Origin of the sequence: Shewanella sp. 8A (assembly GCF_023475945.1) — a bacterium.
Taxonomy (GTDB): Bacteria; Pseudomonadota; Gammaproteobacteria; order Enterobacterales; family Shewanellaceae; genus Shewanella; species Shewanella xiamenensis.
The window spans coordinates 1-708 of the sequence record NZ_JAMDJP010000099.1; the positions used below are offsets into that span (position 1 = coordinate 1).

At 51.3% G+C, this 708-nt stretch carries 1 protein-coding gene; it reads left to right on the forward strand.

Annotated features, from left to right (window positions below):
* The coding region (locus M0413_RS23145; protein WP_249555752.1) for an Ig-like domain-containing protein at positions 1 to 708 on the forward strand (708 nt) is incomplete at both ends.

The window sequence follows — 708 nt, forward strand, 5'->3', positions numbered from 1 at the left end:
CTGAGCTCAGAGCCTGCCACAGTCACCGTTACGGTTACGCCAGTGAACGACGATCCTCAAGCTATCGATGACAGCTATACCTTAACCAGTACTGCAAATGACACCTATTCGCTGGCGGTGCTGGCAAACGATGTGGATGTCGATGGCGACGCCTTAAGCATTGATGGTGCTGCTGCGGATATTGGCAGTGTACAAATCACTGCTGATGGACTCAGCTTTACCGCGCCCGAGGCTTATGTGGGGCCAGTTGCACTGCGTTATACCATTAGCGATGGCAACAAAGGCCGAGCAACCGCCAAAGTGAATGTGCTGATTGAAGGCGCTGACTCAGCGAATCAACCCGTGATCACCCTCCCTGATGATGTGGAAGTGAATGCGACAGGCCTGTTTACGCGGGTGAAACTCGGTTTTGCTAAGGCGGTTGATCGTAATGGCCATCCATTACCCGTGTCGCTGGTGAATAAGAGCTTATTCTTCGCCCCTGGCAACTACTTAGCCTATTGGCAGGCTGTAGACAGCGAGGGCAACAAGGCGATTAAAGCGCAGAAGGTCAAAGTCAATCCATTGATTTCGCTGAGCAAAGATCAAGTTGTTGCTGAAGGGAATCAAGTGACTGTGAGTGTTCATCTCAATGGTGAGGCACCGAGTTATCCGCTGAGTATTCCTTACACAGTGTCAGGAACGGCAGACAGTAGCGACCATGATTTG